The following is a 15,754-nucleotide window of genomic DNA, read 5'->3' as shown; positions in this document are numbered from 1 at the left end:
TTTATTAGTTGTTAAAATCTTTTTTATTCAAATACTGGACGCAAAAACGTTCGTTCATAACTTAATATACATCTTGAATCTTCTGCAATTTTAAATGCTTCTATACACTCTTGATCTTCTAAAATTAGTCTTCTGTAATTTTCATATTCTGATAAGCTTTGAAACGAAAACATTGCAAATGCTATGTTATTTGCACCTTCAGATGGCAGAAAATAACCATGATGCTGACCTCCAAAACGGTTAACTAATTTAATCCATCTTTTACCATACTCCTCAAAAACGTTCAATTGAAAAGGGTCAATAATATATTTTAAGTAACAAGTTATCATATTTTATACTTTGAGTTTAACTAGTTGCTAATTATATAGTGTTCCAGTTGTTTCAATGAAATTCGTCCTTCATAAATTGCTTTTCCAATTATCGTTCCTTCACAACCCATTTCGGCTAGTTTTGGTAATTCATCAAAAGTAGAAATTCCTCCCGAAGCAATCAATTTTATCCCGTTGGCTTCCGCCAAAATTTTAGCATATAAATCAAAAGAAGGTCCTTCAAGCATGCCGTCTTTGGCAATATCGGTACAAATTACATACTGAATTCCTTTGCCTTGGTAATCTTGTATAAAAGGAATCAGATCTTCGTTTGAATCTTCTAACCAACCCGAAACAGCCACTTTTTCATTGTTGGCATCTGCTCCCAAAATAATTTTATCAGAACCATACTCCGCAATCCATTTTTCGAACAGTGCTCTGTTTTTTACGGCAATACTTCCTCCGGTAATTTGATTTGCTCCACTTTCAAAAGCAATTTTTAAATCGGAATCCGATTTTAATCCACCCCCAAAATCAATTTTTAATTTAGTTTTCGAGGCAATTTGTTCCAATATTTTATAATTGACAATTTGGCTTGACTTTGCACCGTCTAAATCCACCAAATGTAAGTATTCGATTCCGTGTGCTTCAAATGATTTGGCCACCTCAAGCGGGTTTTCATTGTAAATAATTTTGGTATTGTAATCACCTTTTGACAAGCGAACACATTTTCCATCTATAATATCTATTGCGGGTATTATTCTCATTTTAATTAGTCTTAAAGTTTGAAAGTCGAATGTCTTAAAGACTCAACTTAAAGGTTTAAAAAATTCGCCAAAATTTGTTCTCCAATATCGCCACTTTTCTCCGGGTGAAATTGTGTTCCATAGAAATTATTCTTCTGCAAAGCAGAGGCATATTCTACTTCATACTCAGTTGTAGCAATGGCTTCGGGACAGGTGGGAGCATAAAAACTATGTACTAAATACATGTATTCGTTTTCATTAATCCCTTCAAATAAAGGTGATTTCAAATTATAAATTTGGTTCCATCCCATTTGTGGCACTTTTACTTTTGGCGTAAATTTAATCACATCAACATCAAAAATTCCCAAACCTTTTGTATTCCCTTCCTCCGATTTGTTGCACATCAATTGCATGCCCAGACAAATTCCCAAAACGGGTTGTTTCAAGGTTGGAATCAAAGTCTCTAAACCACTTTCTAAAAGCATTTTCATTGCTGAACTCGCTTCTCCAACGCCCGGAAAGATCACTTTATCAGCTGCTTTAATTTCATCCGGATTATTACTCAAAACGGCTTTGAATCCCAATCTTTCGATGGCAAACATAATGCTTTGAATATTTCCTGCTCCGTAATTTATGATTACTATTTTCATGTTTTTTAGTACTCCAAACTCAATTTCAAAATCGTGTTAGTTTGTCAATTTTATTATTTCTATAGGTATTCCGAAAAAAATCGTTCTTTACTATTTTCCCAGTCTTCTTTTATAATGCTGTAATAAACATCATCCTTACTTTTTCCCAAAGAATCAATATAATTATTTCTAAAAATTCCTTCTTGGATAGCACCCAGTTTTTCTATGGCTTTTTGGGATTTGATATTTTCTAAATCGGCACTAAATTGAATTCTTCTTAAACCAATTTGCTCAAATCCATATTTAAGCAGCTCAAATTTACACGCTTTATTCAAACCCGTTCCTTGAAATTTTTTGCCATACCATGTCCAACCGATTTCAAGTTTTTGACTGTTGAAATTTATATTGCCAAAACTAGTGCTTCCAGCAATTTCATTGGTCAATTTGTCAATAATCAAAAAAGAATACGCTGTTTTAGAATGTTTTTCAAGCATATCTTTGATGTAATCATTAAAATCCTTTTCAGTTTTAACATACATTCCCATATATTGCCAAACTTCATTATCAAAAATTATACTTTTTAATTCTTCTGCTTTTTGATTCGAAAACGGAATTAAAAGTACCCTGTTATTTTCTAGTTGAATTTGTTTATTCAAAAAATCTTTCATTCTCTAAATCAATTTAAATTTTTAAAGCATTCCTTTTGTTGATGGCAAAATCATTTTCTCCGTATCCCGTTTTACGGCTACTTTTATTGCTTTTGCAAAAGCTTTAAAAATAGCTTCAATCTTGTGATGTTCATTCGTACCTTCTGCTTTGATGTTAATGTTTGCTTTAGCACCATCCGAGAACGATTTAAAGAAATGATAAAACATCTCTGTTGGCATTTTTCCTACCATTTCGCGTTTAAATTCGGTTTCCCAAATCAACCAGTTTCTACCTCCAAAATCAATCGCAACTTGTGCCAAACAATCATCCATTGGCAAACAAAAACCGTAACGCTCTATTCCTAATTTATTTCCTAATGCTTTTGCAAAAACTTCACCAAGTGCAATCGCAGTGTCTTCAATCGTGTGGTGTTCATCGACTTCTAAATCTCCTTTTACAAGAATTTCTAAATCCATTTGTCCGTGACGGGCAATTTGGTCCAGCATGTGATCAAAAAAAGCAATTCCTGTTTCGATCTTGCTTTTCCCGGTTCCGTCAAGGTTTAATTTGATGGAAATATCTGTCTCGTTGGTTTTTCTTTCTATCGAGGCGGAACGTTCTTCTAATTTCAAAAACTCATAAATTGTTTTCCAATCCGTAGTTTGTAAAGCAATAACGGAGTCCAGTTCCTCTCTTTTCGAAGCAATCTCATCCCCACCCAAAGCTTCGTCCGTGTTGATAAAAATAGCTTTTGAACCCAAGTTTTTTGCTAATTCTACATCAGTTATCCTGTCTCCAATTACGAATGAATTTTTCAAATCATACTCCGGATTATTAATATATTTTGTCAACAAACCTAATGCTGGTTTGCGAGTTGGTGCATTTTCATGCGGAAATGTTTTGTCAATTAATACTTCTTTAAAAACAACGCCTTCGTTTTCAAAAGCTTTCATAATTAAATTATGAACGGGCCAAAAATTAATTTCCGGATGAGAATCCGTTCCCAAACCGTCTTGATTCGTAACCATGACAAGTTCAAAATCTAGTTCCAAAGCAATTTTTCCAAGGTATTGAAACGCTTTAGGATAAAATTCTAATTTTTCGAAACTGTCCAATTGATAATCATTTGGCTCCAAAACCATTGTTCCATCACGATCTATAAAAAGTATTTTTTTCATTAAAAAAAGTTTAAAGTTTAAGGTTTAAAGTTGTTTTAACACCTCAATTAATTTCATATTTTCTTGTTCTGTCCCAACGGTCAAACGCAAACAATTATCGCATAACGGTTGAGTTGTTCTGTTTCTAATGACGATTCCTTTTGCAATCAATTCATCATACCTTTTATTGGCATTATCCACTTTTATCAGAATAAAATTGGCTTCTGTTGGATAGATAATTTTCACAAAATCTATGTCAAGTACTACTTTAAGTAAGACCTCTCTTTGTGTTATTATCGATTCAATTTCAGATTTTATTTTTTCTGAATCATCTAATCGGTCTAAAGCTCTTTTTTGAGTCAATTCATTCACATTGTACGGTGGTTTTATTTTATTCAAAACCGCAATTACTTCCGCTGATGCATAACAAATCCCTAATCTAATTCCGGCCAAACCATACGCTTTTGATAATGTTTGCGTAATCACTAAATTTGGATATTCGTCTAATTCAGTAATCCAGCTTTCCTTTTTTGAAAAGTCAATATACGCTTCGTCAATCACAACTAAACCTTTGAAGTTTTTCAACAAATAGGCCACGCTTTCATCCGAAAAGGAATTTCCGGTTGGGTTATTTGGAGAACATAAAAAGATGATTTTAGTATGTTCATTAACAGCTTGCATGATTTTCTCAATTTGCGGTTGAAAATCTTCCGAAAGCAATACTTCTTTATTTTCAACTGCATTGATATTGGCCAATACGCCATACATTCCGTACGTAGGTGGCAAAGTGATTACGTTATCTGTTTTTGGTTCACAAAAAACTCTGAATAACAAATCCAACACTTCATCACTTCCGTTACCCAATAAAATTTGATTGGTTTTGACATTTTTTTGTTTTGCCAAAATTCCTTTTACACTCATTTGTTGTGGATCAGGATACCGATTTACACCGTTTTCAAATGGATTTTCATTGGCATCCAAAAAAATCATATCCGCTGTATCAAAATCTTCAAATTCATCACGAGCGGAAGAATAGGGTTTTAGTTCCTTTACGTTTTCTCTAACTATATTATTTATATTGAAATTATTTTCCATTTTCAATTGCTTTTAATCGTAATGTAACAGCATTTTTGTGCGCTTGCAATCCTTCAGCTTCTGCCATGATTTCAATGGCTTTACCTATGTTTTGTATTCCTTTTTTAGTTATTTTTTGAAAAGTCATTGCTTTAGTAAAACTATCTAGATTTACACCACTATAATTCTTAGCATAACCGTTTGTAGGCAAGGTATGATTTGTTCCTGAAGCGTAATCTCCAGCACTTTCAGGTGTATAATTCCCTATAAATACAGAACCTGCATTTTGAACGCCATTGCTATAAAAATCATCAAATTCTGAACAAATGATAAAATGTTCCGGGCCGTATTCATTAATTAATTCCAAGGCAATTTTATCATTTTCTACAAAAATTAATTTAGAATTCGCAATCGCTTTTTCCGCAATTGCTTTTCTTGGCAAAACTTCCATTTGTATTTGAACTTCATTTTCTACAGCATCAATTAATTTTTTGGAAGTAGAAACTAAAATAACTTGGCTATCTGCTCCGTGTTCTGCTTGTGATAATAAATCCGAAGCTACAAAAGCTGGAACAGCTGTATCATCAGCAACAATTAATAATTCGGATGGTCCGGCCGGCATATCGATTGCTACGCCAAATTGTGTTGCCAATTGTTTAGCTACCGTCACAAATTGATTTCCAGGGCCAAATATTTTATATACTTTAGGAATCGTTTCTGTTCCAAAAGTCATTCCGGCAATAGCTTGTATTCCTCCTACTTTCAAAATTTTAGTTACGCCACATAAATTCGCAGCATATAAAATAGCTGGATTTATATTTCCATTCTTATCAGGAGGAGAACATAAAACAATTTCGTTACAGCCCGCAATTTCTGCAGGAACGGCAAGCATTAAAACAGTAGAAAATAGAGGCGCAGTTCCTCCAGGTATGTACAACCCAATTTTTTGAATAGGTCTCTTTTCCTGCCAACAATTCACGCCTTCAATAGTTTCAACAGAAACTCTATCTGTTTTTTGAGCAGAATGGAATTTTTTTATATTTGCTTTAGCTAATTGAATAGCCTCTTTTAGTTCGGATGAAATAGACGCGATAGCAGCATCCATTTCAACTTTAGAAACCTCTAACCTATCTATTGAAGCACCATCAAAAAGCGAAGTATATTTTGCAACAGCAAGATCACCTTTCTTTTGTACTTCCTTGAAAATTTCTTTTACTGTTGCTTCAATATCATCAACAGTTTTTGTAGGCCTCTCTAAAATGGAAGACCAAGTTTCTGGTTTTGGATTGTATATTTTATTCATTGTATTGTTTTTAACCGCAAAGTTCACAAAAGTTTTCGCAAAGTTCGCAATGAATTCTTAAATAGAATACGTTATAATTTAAAAGTTTTAAAGGACCATTTTCTCAATTGGACAAACTAAAATCCCTTCGGCTCCAGCTTCTTTTAATTGATCAATAACATCCCAAAAACGATCTTCTTCAATAACGGTGTGTACGCTTGACCAGCCTTCTTGTGCCAGAGGCATTACGGTTGGACTTTTCAATACAGGCAAAATTTTATTAATAAGCTCGATTTTATCATTTGGTACATTCATCAAAATGTATTTTGACTTACGAGCTCTTAAAACCGATTGGATTCTGAATTGCAATTTGTTTAAAATAGCTTTATTTTCAGTTGTTATTTTTGGAGAAATAGCCAAAACTGCTTCGCTTTTAAAAATAACTTCTACTTCTTTCAGATTATTTTTAAACAAAGTACTTCCGCTAGAAACAATATCCACAATCGCATCGGCAAGACCAATATTTGGAGCTATTTCTACCGAACCTGAAATTTGGTGCAAATCAACAGTTACATTTTTAGAATTAAAAAAGTCTAAAACAGTATTTGGATATGAAGTAGCAATTCGTAATCCATCCAAATCTTTTACCGAATTGTATTGGAAATTTTTAGGTACTGCTACCGAAACTTTACATTTAGAAAAACCTAATTTTTCCGCAACTTCAATATTTTTTCCTTTTTCAACCAAAAGATTATCTCCAACAATTGCAGCATCTACAACTCCATCAATTAAGTATTGAGGAATATCAGAGTTTCTTAAATACAACACTTCTAATGGAAAATTGGAAGCTGATGCTTTAAGTTGGTCATTTCCATTGTTTATAGAAATTCCACAATCTTTTAGAATTTGGATGCTGTCTTCGTTTAAACGTCCTGATTTTTGAATTGCAATTTTAAGTGTACTCATTTTTGTTTAGTTTTTGTTTAGAATAGTATGATTGAGTACAAATTTCAGGCAATAAAAAACCCGCTTGATGTACTCAAACGGGTTTTTAGATTATGATGATTTACACACATAACATTAACACATCGCTTGAGAGCAATAATGAAAATGATGGTGATGTAATTTATTTGTTAACATGTTTTTGTAATTGTCTTGATCTTAAATTCTTTTGCAAATATAAGAGATAAATGCTTTACAATCCAATTTTTAATTTAACTTAAAGCTATCTTATTGTTAAATTAATACTATCTATCGTATTCTTTTGGCTCTGATTTATTAGAAATAGGAGCTGCTTTTTCTGAATCAACACTATTTTTAACAACTGAATCGATACTCTCTTCTCTAATTTCAGTGTGACGAATTTCACCACCGGAAGTTCCAACTAAAGTTGTCAAATAGACACTTACAATTGCCACAATAACCGCTACAAAAGAGATAAATTTAGCTTTAGAATGATTTTTTATATTTAAAACTATCCCTAAAATGGAAATCGCTCCAAGCAAATACAATACAATTGCCAGTTTTTCAGCTATTTCTTCATGTTCGTGAATTATTCTTTTCCCAATATTAGGCATATCTTCAACCAACTTTTCTGCTCCATCACCTGTAGCCATACTTGCAAGTGCAAAAAGTGCAGCAACAATGAATAAAGCATAAGCGGTATTTTTTACCGAATTGTTCTTTAAAATAATTCCGACTATTAAAATCCCAAGGCCTAAAATGGTCCCGATAATTGGAAAATGGTTAACGACCATGTGCAAGTGAGCATCATTCATAATATAATTTGTTTAAGGTTTAAAAGTTAGTACAATAATATCGATTTTATTCGAAACATAATTATTTCATTTTTATCCCGCCAATGAAACACCTATTAAAGAACCAATTCCATAAGTTACCGCAGCTGCAGCCAACCCGAAAGATACTTGTCTAAGTCCCGAAAACATAATACTTTTCCCAGTTAATAAGGTTATTGCAGCACCTATTCCAAAAAGTCCGACAACACTGCTTCCAACACTCAGTAGAATTGCATTTTTCCCGTCTAAAAACATAAAAGGATACAATGGTATAATCGCCCCGATTGAAAATAAGACAAAAGAAGCTATAGCTGCTTCCCAAGCAGAGCCTCCTAATTCTTCTTTATCAATACCTAATTCTTCAGTAATAATTGCATCTATGGCTGTTTGCGGATTTTCGAATGCCTTTTCAGCTAATTTTTTAGCTTCTTCAATATTCATTCCTTTGGCTTGATACAACAATATAAGTTCCTTTTTTTCTTCTTCGGGTGACGCTTCCAGTTCTTCTGTTTCTAAGTCAATTTGACGTTGGTTTAATTCTCTGGAACTTTGTACCGAAAGCCATTCGCCTAAAGCCATTGAAATTGCTCCTGCCAAAAGTCCTGCAATCCCGGTCAATAAGATAGTATTATTAGAAACGGCCGCTCCGGCAACTCCCATGACCAAACTCATATTAGAAACCAATCCATCATTAGAACCTAAAACAGCAGCCCGTAATGCATTACCTCCAACCGATTTATGTCTGCTTTCAAATTTAGATAAAAAACTACCTGAAACATTTAGTGCTGCATTATTGTTTACGGCTTCAATAATATTGAGGTGATTGTGCTCAAAACCTGTTGGCTTCTCTCCGCTTTCAATTTTATTTTTTATTGCATTAACCGCAAATTGTTTTTCTGTACTTGAAAGACTACTAATAATAGAAGTGTAACCAAAATATTTACCCAGTTTCAATTGAAATTTAGCTCTTCCTGAAGGCAAAGGCATTTTGTAATTCGGATCAAAAGTTAGTACTTTATCTAGCATCTGTTTAGCATGACCTTTTTCTATCTCCGATAATCCTCGTAAAACTCTTGTAAGATTGTCATCTGATTGAATTGCTGCAATACTATCATACAAAAAAGCAGTATCTACTTCCGTTTGTAATTGATCTTTTAGTTTGTTTGAATCCATATTTATTGATTTTAATTGACTAAATCAAAAACTCCTTTTGTCAATATTTTTGAAGATGAATTAATTGTGTTATTAGGTAAAATTTCAACAAATTCTCCAGATTTTTCTCCTGTAGTAACAGCTATCTTTTTAAAAGAGTAGTTATTGTTGCTGTCAGTCTTCAATAAAAGTACGAAATTTTTGTTGTTTTCAGTGATAATTGCTTCGATTGGTAGTGCTAAAGCTTTTTTAGAATCTACTATAATTTCTGCTTCAACAAACATTCCCGTTAGTAATTTTTGTTTAATAGCATCATCTAAATGTCCATGAATATTTATAGTTCTATCATTCCCTTCTATTGATTTTCCAACCAAATGTACTTCGGCATTAAATTCTTCTTTTGAAGCTTCAGGTACTTGAAATTTAATTTTCTGTCCTATTTTAACCTTCAAAATATCTTTTTCAAAAACGGCTAATTCTAAATGCAAATGGTCTGTATCAACAATCTCCAAAATGACATCTGATGGACTCATTAGCATTCCCACATTGGCATTCATAATCACAATATCACCTGAAATAGGAGAAAAAATAGTTATGATTGAGGTCAACTTCCCTTTTTCAACTTGAGATGGATTAATGTTTAGCAGTACTAATTTGGCCTTTAAACTCTGATGCATCGCTTTGGCACGTCGGTACTCACTTTCTGCTTTTAAGTAGTTTTTTTGTGAGGTTATTTTCTCGTCATACAATGTTTTTTGACGTTCGTATTCTGATTTTAAATATTTGATTTGCTCCGCCACTTCCAAATAATCTTTTTGAATATCAAGAAATTCTGTATTTTGTAAAGTCAATAACGCTTTCCCTTTTGTTACTTTATCTCCAACTAAAAGTTTTGTCGATTTTACATAACCACCTATAAAAGTAGTGACCTTTGCTCTGTTTTGTGGCGGCACATCAATTTTCCCGGAAGCTTTAACGGTCACATCAAAATCTTGTTCAGCCGGACTGGAAATTTCCATTTCTGAAGATTGAAACTGTTCTTTTGTTGCCGTTATCAAACCGTCATCTTTGGGAATTGGTTCTTCTTTTTTAGTTTCTTTGCAAGAGAAAAAAATAAAGGATAAAGCGATTATATAAATTGATTTTTTCATTTGTAAATATTAAAAATTAAGGTATTCTAAATCTAATTGTGTTTTGTTGAATTGTAAAATAGTATCCAGATGGTCTACTTGAATTGTTGTGGCATTTTCTAAACTTTGAATGTATTGAAAGAAATCAATTTCACCATTTTTGTAGCTGCTATTGGCTACTTTTATAATTTCATCAGATAATTTTTTGCCGTATTGATTGTAATAATTAACGGCTTCCTGGTATTTAGCTAATTCATTATTTTTTTGAGTACTGTATTTATCAATTTTCAGCTCTTCATTTTGTTTTTGTTGCTCCCAGCTTTGCAATTCTAACTGGGCAACTTTTGCTTTAGAAACATTCCCGGAAAACAATAGTGGCACGGCCAAACCAACTTGAAAACCATACAATGATTGAGACAAACCGTTATTTTTTCCTTGGAAATAATCTACGTTAATATCAGGTAACCAATGCTGTTTTTGTAAATTAATTTGATTCTTATAATTTTTAGTAATACTTTCTAAATAAGCTGTATAATATGATTTACTTGTTTCATTAGTTAAATTATTAATTGGTGCTATTGTTTTATTTTTTATTTTAATTTTATCATCTGTTTGTACCAAAGATTGCAACATTTCAAACTGTGCTTTTTTATCATTTTCAATTTGCAGAAGCATCGTTCTAATTTTTCTAAATTTAGATTCAGCTGTAATTTTTTCCAGATAATTTGTTTCCCCCAATTCAAAACGTCTGTCGCTCGCTTTAGAAAAATTTTGGTACAAACTATCTAAATAGTGGTACAAGACTTCTTGATTTTGCAAATAAACAATGTGATAATACACATTTGATACGCCAAAAGCGAGTTTGTTTTTTTGAATATCAAAATTGGCTTTTTCTTTGTCATATTCAGCGGAATAAACCTTTTTTTGTGCACCATAAACCGTTGGAAAAGCAAAACGCTGTTGTACTCCAAAGACTTTTAAAGGTTCATTGTTTAAGGCTAAATTATTTTGATCATAACTGTAATAAATATTGGTTTTATCAAATGTATAAGCCGTTTTTATATTCTCTTTCATTTTACTCACCTGCAATTCCGTTGATTTCAACCCTTTGTTATATTCTATTGCTTTAGTAATTAAATCTTGTAATTCTTTGTCATTATTATTTGCATTTTGGGCAAAAGCCATTGATGAGGCTAATAAAAATAGGATTATATAAGTTGATTTATTATGTTTGAATTTAGGTTTCTTAAATTCTTTTCCGTCAAAAACTTTATATAAAATTGGCAAAACTACCATGGTCAAAATGGTTGCTGTAAATAATCCCCCAATAACTACTGTTGCCAGTGGTCTTTGAACCTCTGCTCCTGCTGATGACGAAATTGCCATTGGTAAAAAACCTAATGCTGCTGCGGAAGCAGTTAATAGTACGGGACGCAGTCTATCAGTTGTTCCTTTTAAAATTAATTCATCCATATCTTTCATTTCTCCGTTGTGCTTTAATTCTTTAAAATGCTCTATAAGTACAATTCCATTGAGGACTGCAATTCCAAAAAGCGCGATAAAACCAACGCCTGCCGAGATACTAAAAGGTAAATCTCTAATCCATAAGAACAGTATGCCACCCACAGCCGAAAGCGGTATCGCAGTATAAACCATTAATGCTTCTTTGATGGTTCCAAAAGCAAAATACAAAAGAATAAAAATCAGTAATAAGGCAATAGGAACTGCAATCATTAATCGGGCTTTTGCACTTTGAAGATTTTCGAATTGGCCACCATATTTTACATAATAACCCGCAGGAAGTTTGATTTTAGTATCAACAATTTTTTGAATATCAGCTACTACACTCTGTAAATCCCGATTTCGAACATTGATGCCCACAACAATTCTACGATTTGTATTCTCTCTGGAAATTTTAGCAGGACCTTGCGTATATTCAATTGATGCTAATTCGCTCAACGGAATTTGTTCTCCCTTTCCTGTTGAAACATATAGGTTTCGCAAGTCTTCAATATCAGTACGTTTTGTTTTGTCCAAACGAATAACCATATCAAAACGCTTTTCTCCTTCGAAGACATTTCCAACTATCTTCCCCGCAAAACCAAGTGCAATTGTTTCGTTTAAATCGGCAATATTTAAACCATAGCGTGCAATTTTAGAGCGATCATAGACCACAGCCATTTGAGGTAATCCTTCCGTTTTTTCGACAATAATATCAGATGCTCCTTCGACATTTTTAATAGCAACTTTAATTTCATATGCTTTTTGAGCCAAAACATCTAAATCTTCGCCAAATATTTTTACGGCAACATCTGAGCGTGTTCCTGAAATTAATTCGTTAAAACGCATTTCTATGGGTTGTGTAAACTCAATATCCATATTTGGAATTTGTTTTTCAATAGCGCTTTTAATTTTGTCGGCCAATTCATCTTTACTGGAAGCCGAAACCCATTCAGATTTTGGTTTTAACTTCACAATAACATCACTTTCTTCCATTGACATTGGATCTGTTGGGACTTCGGCAGCACCAATTCTACTGACTACTTGCTGTACTTCGGGGAAGTTTTTCAGAATTATTTTTTCAATTTTTGTCGTTGTTGCAATGGTTTTTGTCAAGGAAGTTCCTGTTTTGAGAACGGGTTGAATCACAAAATCACCTTCGTCAAGCGTTGGGATAAATTCCCCGCCCATCGTTGCAAATAAAGCGATTGCCATGAATAATAACCCAATTGCACCGTAAATCACTTTTTTAGTATTGGCCAAAGCCCAAGTAATTATAGGAACATAAAAAGAATTTAATTTTTGGATTAATCGGTTAGAAAAGGAATTTGGATTTTCTACTGTTGGTTTTAAAAACAAAGAAGAAACTACCGGAACATAGGTAAAACAGAATATCATAGCTCCTACCAAAGCAAAACTGAATGTCATTGCCATCGGTTTGAACATTTTTCCTTCGATACCTGATAAAGAAAGAATTGGAATAAAAACAATCAAAATAATCAATTGACCAAAAATAGCCGAATTCATCATTTTGGAAGCGCTTTTATACGTGATTTGGTCAATTTCCAACTGGCGCTCTTCTTTGGGTAAATTTCCAAGATTTACCGATTGGCTAGCGATTTGAAACGCAATAAATTCAACAATAATAACAGCTCCGTCTATTATAATTCCAAAATCAATTGCACCCAAGCTCATCAGATTAGCATCGATCCCAAAAATATTCATTAATGAAATTGCAAATAATAGGCACAATGGAATTACAGAAGCCACAACTAAGCCCGAGCGCCAGTTTCCTAGCAATAAAACCACTACAAAAATCACAATAAGACATCCTAAAATAAGGTTTTCGGCAACCGTAAATGTAGTTTTACCCACTAACTCGCTTCTTTCCAAAAAGCCGTTAATATAAACACCTTGCGGCAAATGCTTTTGAATATCGGCAACTCTGTCTTTTACATCTGAAATAACTTGTTTCGAGTTTCCTCCTTTTAACATCATGACTTGTCCCAAAACTTTTTCACCTTCTCCGTTTCCTGTGATTGCTCCAAAACGATTTGCGCTTCCATAACGAACTTGCGCTAGATTTTTGACATAAACAGGCAAACCATTTACGTTCTTAACAACGATATTTTCAATATCCTGAATTGATTTTACTTTTCCTTCGGCACGAATAAAATAGCTTTGATTTACTTTTTCGATGTAAGCACCACCCGCTATACTGTTGTTTTTTTCTAATGCTGTAAAAATATCTCCAGTGGTAATGTTCATTGCTTTTAAACTGGAAGGAATTATGGCAATTTCATATTGTTTCAAATAACCGCCCCAGGTATTAATCTCGACAACACCTTTAATTCCTGAAAGTTGTCGTTTCACCACCCAATCCTGAAGTGTTCTCAAATCAGTAACGGAGTATTGATTTTTGAATTCAGGTTTTACTTCTAGTGTATATTGATAGATTTCGCCTAACCCTGTGGTAATTGGGCCCATTTCGGGAGTTCCAAAACCTTCTGGAATCTTTTCAGTTGCTGCTTTAATTTTCTCTGCGATTAATTGTCTGGGAAGATAGGTTCCTAAATCGTCTTCAAAAACTATCGTAACTACAGATAATCCGAATTTTGAAATGGAACGAATTTCTTTAACTCCAGGTAAATTAGCCATTTCAATTTCAACGGGATAGGTAATGAATTGTTCAATATCTTGTGTTGAAAGATTATGTGAAGTTGTAATCACCTGAACCTGATTGTTAGTCACATCAGGAACGGCACCTATAGAAATTTGGAAAACAGAAAATAATCCGAATAAAAAAACTCCTATTGTAAAGAGTAAAATTATGAGTTTATTTTTTAAGCTGAAAGCAATAATTTTTTCGAGCATTTTAGTCTTATTTTTTTATTATGCAAAAGTAAAATGAAAAAAGAATTTGTAGCTTAAGAACTACTTAAGATATGCTTATTGGAAACTTAAGAATATAGTAGTTCCAATGTTTTCCTGACTTGAAATTTTGATTTCAATGTTTAGTAAGGCACATAGTCTTTTTACAATTGACAAGCCTAATCCAGTTCCTTTAATTTCAATATGTTCATTTGATCTTGAACGATAAAATTGATCAAAAACCTTGAGTAAATCCTCAGAAGGAATTCCTATACCAAAATCGGTAATTTGGCATTCAACTTTACCATAATTATCTGAAATATTGATTTTTAAATTAGAATTTCCCTTAGAATACTTTAAAGCATTTGAAATCAAATTATTAATAATTATTGATACTAAATAATCATCACTTTTTATATAATACTCTTTTTCAAAATCGGATGAAACATGAATATTTTTAGATTGTATTTTACTCGAATATCGCGAAATTGTATCTAAGATTACTCCATTTAAATAGACTTTTTCAATTTTTAAACTTTGTCTTTGGTTTTCAAATCGAGCTAATAATAACAGTTGATCTACTATACTATTCAAACGATCGACTTCGTTAACGCAAAAATTAATTTTATCTTCATATTCCTCATGATTTCGAGGTTTTCTAATCAAAACTTCTAGAGTTCCTTTAATTATTGTCAATGGAGTTCTTAATTCATGGGAAGCATCTGATGTAAATTGTTTTTCTCTTTCGATTGTATTTTCAATTCTATCTAACAAATTATTGATGGTTTCCGAAAGGATATAAAGTTCATCTTTATTTTGGGGTAATGGAATCCTGGATTTCAAATTGTCTTTTGTAATAACATTTGAAGTTTCAATAATAGAATTGATTGGCTTAATACTTCTTCCAGCTATAAATCGGGCTATAATGAAAAGTAAAATTAGAATTACTGGATAGGAAATTAAAAGTGTATTTGATAGGTTTTTGAGTACCATTTGAGCATCTTCAAGTGACATTGCAATAACCAAATACCCTTTTATATTTGAATTCTGATAAATTGGAACCTGAATTTGCCGAATTGACTTGTTCACTAATTTCGTGTCAAAAAACTGATTATCAGTCGCGTTTTTATTAAATTTTAAAGATTTAATTTTTAGATTTGGTGATTTTTCTCCAATTAATCCATGCTTATCATAAAACTGGACAAAAACAGGATTTATAGCAATTGTGTTATGCTCTCTTTCAAGCCATTCGTGATCATGGGTAAGACCTATATGATCCTGGATTATTTCAATTTCAGTCAAATGTTTTCTTACTTCACTTTTAATATCATTATTAATATGACTGTAAACGCTATATTTTACAATAGAAAATATCCCAAAAAACACTACAAAAATTAATAAAGCTGTAGTTATGATATAGTTAAAAGCGATTCTGTTTTTGAAAGAAAGTGTTCCCATTTG

General features: G+C 32.6%; 13 protein-coding genes. All 13 read right to left on the bottom strand.

Annotated elements, in window-relative coordinates:
- Nucleotides 1-23: 23 nt before the first annotated feature.
- The 13 genes from ACM55I_RS04340 to ACM55I_RS04280 all read right to left on the bottom strand — a co-directional run bounded on the left by ACM55I_RS04340 (nt 24) and on the right by ACM55I_RS04280 (nt 15,751).
- Nucleotides 24-329: an NIPSNAP family protein gene (locus ACM55I_RS04340; RefSeq protein WP_416845542.1), complete on the bottom strand. Its 306-nt coding sequence runs from the start codon at nt 327-329 to the stop codon at nt 24-26.
- Between the two features lie 20 nt (nt 330-349).
- Nucleotides 350-1,075, bottom strand: a complete 726-nt coding sequence (hisA, locus tag ACM55I_RS04335) for a 1-(5-phosphoribosyl)-5-[(5-phosphoribosylamino)methylideneamino]imidazole-4-carboxamide isomerase (protein ID WP_416845541.1) — start codon at nt 1,073-1,075, stop codon at nt 350-352.
- Nucleotides 1,076-1,122: 47 nt separating this feature from the next.
- A complete protein-coding gene (gene hisH, locus ACM55I_RS04330) occupies nt 1,123-1,704 on the bottom strand; it encodes an imidazole glycerol phosphate synthase subunit HisH (protein ID WP_416845540.1) in 582 nt (193 codons plus the stop codon).
- 59 nt (nt 1,705-1,763) lie between these two features.
- Nucleotides 1,764-2,351 carry a GNAT family N-acetyltransferase gene (locus ACM55I_RS04325; RefSeq protein WP_416845539.1) on the bottom strand — a complete coding sequence of 196 codons (588 nt, stop codon included), beginning with the start codon at nt 2,349-2,351 and terminating at the stop codon, nt 1,764-1,766.
- 21 nt (nt 2,352-2,372) lie between these two features.
- Nucleotides 2,373-3,509, bottom strand: coding sequence for a bifunctional histidinol-phosphatase/imidazoleglycerol-phosphate dehydratase HisB (gene hisB, locus ACM55I_RS04320; protein WP_416845538.1), 1,137 nt, complete (start codon nt 3,507-3,509; stop codon nt 2,373-2,375).
- A 24-nt stretch (nt 3,510-3,533) separates the two neighbouring features.
- Entirely contained in the window at nt 3,534-4,583 is a 1,050-nt protein-coding gene (gene hisC / locus ACM55I_RS04315; protein ID WP_416845537.1) for a histidinol-phosphate transaminase, read from the bottom strand.
- Nucleotides 4,573-5,865 (bottom strand): histidinol dehydrogenase, encoded by a 1,293-nt coding sequence (gene hisD, locus ACM55I_RS04310; protein WP_416845536.1) that lies wholly within the window; start codon nt 5,863-5,865, stop codon nt 4,573-4,575. The genes hisC and hisD overlap by 11 nt, the downstream gene beginning before the upstream one ends.
- A gap of 87 nt (nt 5,866-5,952) precedes the next feature.
- Nucleotides 5,953-6,810, bottom strand: a complete 858-nt coding sequence (hisG, locus tag ACM55I_RS04305) for an ATP phosphoribosyltransferase (protein WP_039108143.1) — start codon at nt 6,808-6,810, stop codon at nt 5,953-5,955.
- Nucleotides 6,811-7,091: 281 nt separating this feature from the next.
- The gene (locus tag ACM55I_RS04300) at nt 7,092-7,622 is read right to left on the bottom strand and encodes a DUF2231 domain-containing protein (RefSeq protein ID WP_416845535.1); all 531 of its coding nucleotides are present in this window, start codon (nt 7,620-7,622) and stop codon (nt 7,092-7,094) included.
- A gap of 72 nt (nt 7,623-7,694) precedes the next feature.
- The gene (locus tag ACM55I_RS04295; protein WP_416845533.1) at nt 7,695-8,813 is read right to left on the bottom strand and encodes a VIT1/CCC1 transporter family protein; all 1,119 of its coding nucleotides are present in this window, start codon (nt 8,811-8,813) and stop codon (nt 7,695-7,697) included.
- Nucleotides 8,814-8,824: 11 nt separating this feature from the next.
- Nucleotides 8,825-9,943: an efflux RND transporter periplasmic adaptor subunit gene (locus ACM55I_RS04290; protein WP_416845532.1), complete on the bottom strand. Its 1,119-nt coding sequence runs from the start codon at nt 9,941-9,943 to the stop codon at nt 8,825-8,827.
- Between the two features lie 9 nt (nt 9,944-9,952).
- On the bottom strand, nt 9,953-14,296 hold the full coding sequence (locus ACM55I_RS04285) for a CusA/CzcA family heavy metal efflux RND transporter (protein WP_416845531.1): 4,344 nt from the start codon (nt 14,294-14,296) through the stop codon (nt 9,953-9,955).
- 75 nt (nt 14,297-14,371) lie between these two features.
- Nucleotides 14,372-15,751, bottom strand: a complete 1,380-nt coding sequence (locus ACM55I_RS04280) for a sensor histidine kinase (protein WP_416845530.1) — start codon at nt 15,749-15,751, stop codon at nt 14,372-14,374.
- Nucleotides 15,752-15,754: the final 3 nt, after the last annotated feature.

The organism is Flavobacterium algoris (assembly GCF_048158525.1).
Classification (GTDB): Bacteria; Bacteroidota; Bacteroidia; order Flavobacteriales; family Flavobacteriaceae; genus Flavobacterium; species Flavobacterium algoris.
Note: the sequence above shows the minus strand (reverse complement) of the source record. Positions and strands in the feature narration are given on the sequence as shown.

Coding starts and splice junctions, on each gene's coding strand:
- ACM55I_RS04340 (WP_416845542.1), bottom strand. CDS start 329: ATGATAACTTGTTACTTAAAATATATTATTGACCCTTTTCAATTGAAC.
- hisA (WP_416845541.1), bottom strand. CDS start 1,075: ATGAGAATAATACCCGCAATAGATATTATAGATGGAAAATGTGTTCGC.
- hisH (WP_416845540.1), bottom strand. CDS start 1,704: ATGAAAATAGTAATCATAAATTACGGAGCAGGAAATATTCAAAGCATT.
- ACM55I_RS04325 (WP_416845539.1), bottom strand. CDS start 2,351: ATGAAAGATTTTTTGAATAAACAAATTCAACTAGAAAATAACAGGGTA.
- hisB (WP_416845538.1), bottom strand. CDS start 3,509: ATGAAAAAAATACTTTTTATAGATCGTGATGGAACAATGGTTTTGGAG.
- hisC (WP_416845537.1), bottom strand. CDS start 4,583: ATGGAAAATAATTTCAATATAAATAATATAGTTAGAGAAAACGTAAAG.
- hisD (WP_416845536.1), bottom strand. CDS start 5,865: ATGAATAAAATATACAATCCAAAACCAGAAACTTGGTCTTCCATTTTA.
- hisG (WP_039108143.1), bottom strand. CDS start 6,810: ATGAGTACACTTAAAATTGCAATTCAAAAATCAGGACGTTTAAACGAA.
- ACM55I_RS04300 (WP_416845535.1), bottom strand. CDS start 7,622: ATGAATGATGCTCACTTGCACATGGTCGTTAACCATTTTCCAATTATC.
- ACM55I_RS04295 (WP_416845533.1), bottom strand. CDS start 8,813: ATGGATTCAAACAAACTAAAAGATCAATTACAAACGGAAGTAGATACT.
- ACM55I_RS04290 (WP_416845532.1), bottom strand. CDS start 9,943: ATGAAAAAATCAATTTATATAATCGCTTTATCCTTTATTTTTTTCTCT.
- ACM55I_RS04285 (WP_416845531.1), bottom strand. CDS start 14,296: ATGCTCGAAAAAATTATTGCTTTCAGCTTAAAAAATAAACTCATAATT.
- ACM55I_RS04280 (WP_416845530.1), bottom strand. CDS start 15,751: ATGGGAACACTTTCTTTCAAAAACAGAATCGCTTTTAACTATATCATA.